The 7,061-nt window shown below is 29.4% G+C and carries 6 protein-coding genes and 1 pseudogene; 3 read left to right on the top strand and 4 right to left on the bottom strand.

The window, feature by feature from the left end; genetic code table 11:
- Together BN350_RS21015 and BN350_RS13970 are read right to left on the bottom strand one after the other, a co-directional pair.
- Positions 1-1,194 (bottom strand): annotated as a pseudogene (locus tag BN350_RS21015) (PD-(D/E)XK nuclease family protein); the annotation flags it as partial.
- A gap of 114 nt (positions 1,195-1,308) precedes the next feature.
- On the bottom strand, positions 1,309-3,216 hold the full coding sequence (locus BN350_RS13970) for an NAD(+) synthase (RefSeq protein WP_028044158.1): 1,908 nt from the start codon (positions 3,214-3,216) through the stop codon (positions 1,309-1,311).
- 149 nt (positions 3,217-3,365) lie between these two features.
- On the opposite strand from BN350_RS13970, the gene BN350_RS13965 reads away from it, so the two are divergent.
- Genes BN350_RS13965 through BN350_RS13955 form a run of 3 tightly spaced genes read left to right on the top strand, consistent with a single transcriptional unit; the run spans position 3,366 to position 5,174 of the window.
- On the top strand, positions 3,366-3,755 hold the full coding sequence (locus tag BN350_RS13965; protein WP_028044157.1) for a GntR family transcriptional regulator: 390 nt from the start codon (positions 3,366-3,368) through the stop codon (positions 3,753-3,755).
- Positions 3,721-4,419 carry an ABC transporter ATP-binding protein gene (locus BN350_RS13960; RefSeq protein ID WP_028044156.1) on the top strand — a complete coding sequence of 233 codons (699 nt, stop codon included), beginning with the start codon at positions 3,721-3,723 and terminating at the stop codon, positions 4,417-4,419. The genes BN350_RS13965 and BN350_RS13960 overlap by 35 nt, the downstream gene beginning before the upstream one ends.
- A complete protein-coding gene (locus BN350_RS13955) occupies positions 4,413-5,174 on the top strand; it encodes a hypothetical protein (RefSeq protein ID WP_028044155.1) in 762 nt (253 codons plus the stop codon). The genes BN350_RS13960 and BN350_RS13955 overlap by 7 nt, the downstream gene beginning before the upstream one ends.
- A 227-nt stretch (positions 5,175-5,401) precedes the next feature.
- On the opposite strand, the gene BN350_RS13950 is transcribed toward BN350_RS13955, so the two are convergent.
- Positions 5,402-6,118, bottom strand: coding sequence for a hypothetical protein (locus BN350_RS13950; protein ID WP_028044154.1), 717 nt, complete (start codon positions 6,116-6,118; stop codon positions 5,402-5,404).
- A 14-nt stretch (positions 6,119-6,132) separates the two neighbouring features.
- Positions 6,133-6,333, bottom strand: a complete 201-nt coding sequence (locus BN350_RS19330) for a matrixin family metalloprotease (RefSeq protein WP_187117139.1) — start codon at positions 6,331-6,333, stop codon at positions 6,133-6,135.
- Between the last annotated feature and the right edge of the window lie 728 nt (positions 6,334-7,061).

Genomic DNA, 7,061 nt, shown 5'->3' with positions numbered 1-7,061 from the left:
GCAAATTTCAATATGATCCTTATTTTTAAGAATTTCTTGAGATTGTTTTGGGTATGTTGATTGAAAGAAATCAAGGAATTCAAGAGGCGTTATGGTATCAGTATATGGGATGAGCTGTTGCAGATAATCAATATATTCTTTATCTAACTCTTCTTTAAGTAATTTTTTGGCAATATCTTGAAATGTTAATGCTTCTATTGTTTTTAATGTATTGATGATTTTTTGATAGCTATAGTCATATTGATGAGATTGTATGATAGGTAAGTTATGTGGTATGTGTAAGCTATCTAATGTACTTAAAAGATAATCATGATAAGTACTATCTGGATACACAATAACAAAGTCTTGGAAACGGAGTTTTTCATCAACAATTTTTTGGTAAATTGTATAAACAGCACGTTCAATTTCTTGTTGAGGTGTTGGCGAAGAGAAAGTATATATAGGCAGACATTCAGTACATGGAGTTATTGACTGCATGAAAATATTTTCTGTTAAATAATTAGGGTTATCTAAGTATTGACCTCCAGCACATAGTGACTGATAAGGCATGTTAAAAATACGACTATCATTTTGATATGTGTATAATAGAGTTATATCATGAATTTGTGACAAGCGATTTATAATATCTTGTCTTTTTGTCTGATAAAGATGATCAGCATCAATATATAGTGTTGTAGGGCTAAGCTGTGAAAAATCTGCTTTATCAAACATACTCTCAAATGTTAAGTGTGTTGTTTTATCGAGATGTGATAATACAGAAGTATAAAGATGAATAAAATCTTTAAGTTTCATACTTTCAAAATCATTGAAGTGATAATCAGTCTGATAAAGTTCATAGTCTTTTAATAAAGGAATAAATTCTGCAATTAATGGATAAGGATTTAAACTTTGGAAGCAATGGAATGTTTCTTCATTTAAAATATGACGTAGATGATATGTAAGTTCTGTAGTCGTTACAGTATGATGATGAGTTAGATGCAAATCAATTTGAAGCTGTTTTAAATATTGAGACCATGTCATGATTTCGATATTAACTAAGCAACAAGTATACTGATAAAAACGTTGTTCTACAGCATCAGGATATTCTGTAATAAAAATATATTTATGGAAGGGATGTTGATGAGCATTATGATAACATTCCTTAATCATTTCCTCTAATTTATATTGATAATTTAAACCTATTATTTTACGCATATGATTCACCTCTTGTCTCATTATACATGAAAATGAAATGAAAGAAAAAGGAAGTTTTGTATTTCATGTAGAAAACATAAAAACCAAGAACAATCAGTTCTTGGTTATGAGTTGCTATAATTTTTCACATTCATCTAGCCATAATTGAACATTAGCATCACTTGGCATTCTTAGATCACCACGTGGAGATAAGGCAACACTTCCAACCTTAGGACCATCTGGGATACATGTTCGTTTAAATTGTTGTGTAAAGAAACGTCGATAGAATAAAGTTAACCATTTTTTGATTGTATCTTGATCATATTGATCTTTGAAAGCAAGTTTTGCAATACGGAAAAGTTTTCTTGGTTCATAATGAAATCTTACATGATGATATAAGAAGAAATCATGTAATTCATAAGGACCTACAATATCTTCTGTCTTTTGCACAATTTCGTTATCTTGTGCAGGTAACAATTCTGGTGAAACAGGAGTGTCTAAAATATCTTGTAAGATAGTTTCTAATGGCTGTCCTTGATAAAGCGAAGAAACATAATCAACAAGATATCGAACTAATGTCTTCGGTACTGAAACATTGACTGCATACATACTCATATGATCACCATTATATGTAGACCAGCCTAAAGCCACTTCAGATAAATCACCAGTCCCAATAACAATACCTCCTTCTTGGTTAGCAATGTCCATTAAAACTTGTGTTCTCTCACGAGCCTGTGTGTTTTCATATGTAACATCATGAATATTTTCATCATGTCCAATATCTTCAAAATGCTGTAAAACAGCTTTTGTAATATCAACTGTTTGAGAAGTTACTTTTAATTCATCCATCATTTTTAAAGCGTTATTTTTTGTTCGAGATGTTGTTCCAAAACAAGGCATTGTCACTGCGATAATATCTGTAGAAGGATAACCTAGTTTTTGATAGGCCATACTTGCGACTAATAAGGCTAATGTTGAATCTAATCCTCCTGATATCCCTATGACAACTTTCTTTATACGGGCTGCTTTTAATCTTTGAATAAGACCATAAATTTGAATATCAAAAACTTCTTTACAGCGTAATGCTCTCTCTTCTGGTCGACTTGGAACAAAAGGATGGGGATCATAATAACGTTCTATTTCTAATTCTTCAGTATCTATTTCAAAAGGAACGTAGAGATAATCATCATTTTGAGTCGTATAAGTTGTCATTTCAATACGTTCACTGAGAAGTTTATCTAAATCTAAATCTGTATAAATATATCCCTCTTCATATTGGATAGATTCCTCTAAAAGAGTTCCATTTTCAGCAATAATGTGATGATTACTGAAAACAACATCTGTTGTTGATTCACCTAATCCTGCATTACAATATGCATATCCACAAACCAGTCTGGCACTATGTGAAGAGACTAATAAACGACGATAATCTGATTTTGTCGTTAAATTATTACTAGCAGAAGGATTGAGGATTAATGTTGCACCATTTAAGCAATGTCTTGTGCTTGGTGGTAATGGAGCCCATAAATCTTCACAAATTTCAACTGCAATTTTTAAATGCTGTTGCTGATGTGATTCAAAAATGATATCAGTCCCAAAAGGATAATAATCTCCATTAATTAGGATTTCTGTTGTTTCTTTTGGAGCACTTGCAAAATGACGTCCTTCATAAAATTCATGATAAGTAGGTATAAATGTTTTAGGTATAACACCTAAGATTTCACCATCACATATGACAATAGCACAATTATATAGCTTATTCATATGTATTAAAGGTGCACCAATAACTAAGAACATATCTAACTCATATGTTAAATCTAAAATTTCGTCAATTTGAGCATAAACTTCATTGATAATACGTTTTTGATAAAATAAATCTTCAATGGTGTAGCCAGTTAAACATAATTCTGGAAACACCAAAACTTTTACATGATCTTGACTTGCTTTTTGGGCATATTCAATAATATGCTTAGCATTTTCTTTGACTTGACCTAGCTGTATTTCAAAACTAGCACAGCCAACTCTTACAAATCCATCTTTCATAAGAATACCTCCAACTGTTATTCATTATAACATATTCTCATTATAAACAGAAATAGAGAATATTATGAATAATAATAATCATAGAGTTGACAAATGAATTACACTGTGTTACTGTATTAGTGTATTAATACAGTAAGGATGGTGGTTATATGAATCACTTTGATGCCAATGCTCCAATCTATTTACAAGTTGTTGAAGATATTAAAGTTCAAATTATGAATGGAACATTACAACCAGGAGATAAAATTTCTTCGGTAAGAGAATTGGCTATGGAATTGGAAGTGAATCCTAATACAATTCAAAGAGCTTTTTCTGAGTTAGAACGTGAGGGTTTTATTCGCACAGAGAGAGCTGTTGGTAGATTTGTATCAGATAATTTACAGCTTATTAAAGAATGTAGAAAAAAGAAGATTATAGAAAATATTCAAATGTTTATTGAACAAATGAAAGTATTAGGAGTAAGTCAAAAAGAGATAATTGAATATCTCGAAGAGGAGGATGAATATGACGGATTTAATTCAAATTCAGAACTTGAATAAGTATTATGGAAAGAAACAAGTATTGAAGAATATTGATTTAAAAATTGGAAGTGGAAAAATCATTGGTTTATTAGGTCCTAATGGTAGTGGAAAGACAACTTTAATTAAAATTCTTAATGGTTTATTAAAAGATTATCAAGGTGAGATTAGTATTGATGGGAAGCCATTAGGAGTTCATTCAAAAGAAATTATTTCATATTTACCAGATGAGCCTTATTTTGAAAATTGGATGACAACAACTGATGCATTAAGTCTTTTTGTAGATATGTATAAAGATTTTGATTATCAAAAAGCAACATCTTTGATGAGTAGAATGGAAATTAATAAAGGTGTTAAGATTAAAGAACTTTCTAAAGGAATGAAAGAGAAATTTCAATTAGCTTTAGTTATGTCTAGAAAAGCAAAGTTATATATTTTAGATGAGCCAATTGGGGGAGTGGATCCAGCCGCTAGAGACTTTATCTTAGATGTTATTTTAAATAATTATGAACAAGATGCAACAATATTGCTATCTACTCATTTGATATCAGATATTGAGAAAATATTTGATGAAGTGATTTTCTTAAGAAAAGGTGAGATTGTATTACATGAAGATAGTGAGAATTTAAGAATGCAAAGACAAGCATCTATTGATGAAATCTTTAGGGAGGAATTTAAATGTTAAAATTAATGAAATATGAGTTTATACATTCAATGAGAACTTTCTTTATTGCTTTTGGTGTTTTTTTATTAGGATGTTTGATATTTCCATTTTTTGTAACCTTACAAATATTTGTCAATATTCCAGTGATATCAGTTATATTTGGTATTGGGTTCTCTGTATTGATTTTAGGAATTTGTATTGCTTTGTTTGTCAGTATATTTATGAATTATTATCGTTCAATGTTTGGTAAACCAAGTTATTTAACTTTAACTTTACCAGTGACAAGTTTACAATTAATTGTAGCTAAAGTGATTATGAGTATTGTTTGGCTTGTTATTGGCATGTTTATATTAGTGGCAGGTATGTTTTTAATGACAATAACAATGGCATTATTAGAAAATTCATTAAACTTAATGGATTTATGGCGTGGTCTAGGAATTATGGCTTATGAGTTTATGAGTTATATTGCGAGTAATCCAGTACAACTTATAGTTAATATTTTAGTTTTTGGAACGACTTTGATTTTTATTGTGACAAGTATTTATTTCTCATTAACACTGACACATACAAAGTGGTTAAGAAAGCATCGTGTTTTATTTGGAGTTGCTGTATACTTTGCTTTAAATTTTATAATTGAGTGGATGATGGATATGTGTTTTGGTGTATATTTTACAGATACATTTTCAATAGGATTAGCACTCTTCTACTTAGTATTGGATATTGGATTTATATTTGCTACAACTTATATTGTAGATCATTATATTGAAATAGAATAATACGAAAAGAAACTGAAATGAAATAACTTTTCAAAAGTTGTTTTATTTCAGTTTTATATCTTCTATAAGAAATATGAATTCGTTAAATGTTTTATGAAATGTATTTTCTTGTTGTGATATAATATGGGCACGTAAGTTTTTGATAATAGAATGAATATGTAAGTGATGTGTGTCTTTGTTTTGATTGAAAAGCATGCAAAAAGCGATGCATTATATAAAATGAGTTCCTATTTCTTTTGTAAAATATTTTCAAATTTAGATAAAGAATAATTTTCATTTTCTCCACCATAAAAATCTGGTTCATCTTTAGGTACATATCTACTTAATGTATTTCCGTTTCGTGCATTTCCTTTATCATAATATCTTCCCATAAAAGCACCTATTTCAGAATATGCACCATCAGGTAATGGTGATTCATCTTTAATCGGATCAGATAAAAATAACAGATATTTTTCATTTTCTTGAGGTAAAGGAGCACCCATAACATTTTCTTGAATAACCGTTTGATTACGCTTTGACTCAGAATAATCCTTAAATTTCGCATCACCAAAAACTTCAATAAATTTTTGTAAACGAACATATCCACCAACTGCCAAGACAGAAATCATATCATTTTCTTTTAAAGAACCTTTATATGAGTTTTCTATTAAAAATTTATAACTCGTTATTGCTGCTCCAGAATCGTCAATATATGCAATTTCTTTAACTTTTCCATAGACAACATTTTGAGAATCTTCATATAGTTCATCCACATTTTGATAGATTTTTGCAAAATCTAATGTCGAAGACACTTCAATTTTATTTGGATAGTCTTTTGGATGAAAGCTATTCACAGCTACTGTTTTATCTACAATATCTTGAGTAACTGTCGTTTCATGATTACATCCAACCAATGTCAAGACAAATGCCACTAAAATAATAGGTACTACTGTTTTTTTTCTCATATATAACATCCTCCTTATCCATATAAATGATTAATAGTAGCTAAATCTGTGTATGTTGCTTTAGCAACTTTTCTTCTACTATCCCCATTACCTAGTTGAGTCATTACTCTATTTGGATCTGTAGAATGTGCTAACCCCATGCAATGACCAAATTCGTGTGCAATTGTTCCTCTTTGATCAAAACTAGATTGAGCATTAAAAACGGAAGTGTTCAAGACAATTTTTGTCCATTTATAATTGTACGTTGGCACGCCCATATCTGAATTAGATGTGTTATAAAAATAACTTTGTCCTATAATCCCTGTTGAATGAGCATATATTTGTTTTTTATATATGTCAAAAACAGAACTACTTTGATTTGATATTTTTTAATGAGAATTGAAGTTCTTAATATACTCGTTGTATTAACCCACTCATTTCTAACTTGATCTATTTGACTTGTGTGGACAGAAGCAGAACTGTCAATCCAAAAATATCTTACATGTGACCCATAGCTACCAACACCATTAATTAGTTTAGCGTCATTATTCCATGTTAAATATCCATTATGTGCCAAAACATTTTCACAAGAAAAACACACCATTACACAAACAGATAAAACAGTAATAATTGAAAAAATGATTCATAAAAACTTATTCATACTTTTTCCAACTCCTTTTTAATATTATTTCTACTAAATACAATTTATATTCTTTTAAATAGAATAATCAAAATTATATAAAAATGAATATCTAATATCTTTAAATTTCTATGAAATTATTTAAATAAATGTCACATTGGTATCAGTTTTCCATTCCCTTTCCTATTTTTTATATTTCATTAATTCAGATGGTTCTCTCATTTCATACATGTGGTTTACAGAAATTACATTAACTAAAATGAGTGCATAGATAAATCCAATTTTTGCGATTAATCTTAATAACTTATAAAATATTTCTTTCAT

The sequence above is a fragment of the Candidatus Stoquefichus massiliensis AP9 genome (assembly GCF_000455285.1).
Taxonomy (GTDB): Bacteria; Bacillota_I; Bacilli_A; order Erysipelotrichales; family Coprobacillaceae; genus Stoquefichus; species Stoquefichus massiliensis.
Note: the sequence above shows the minus strand (reverse complement) of the source record. Positions and strands in the feature narration are given on the sequence as shown.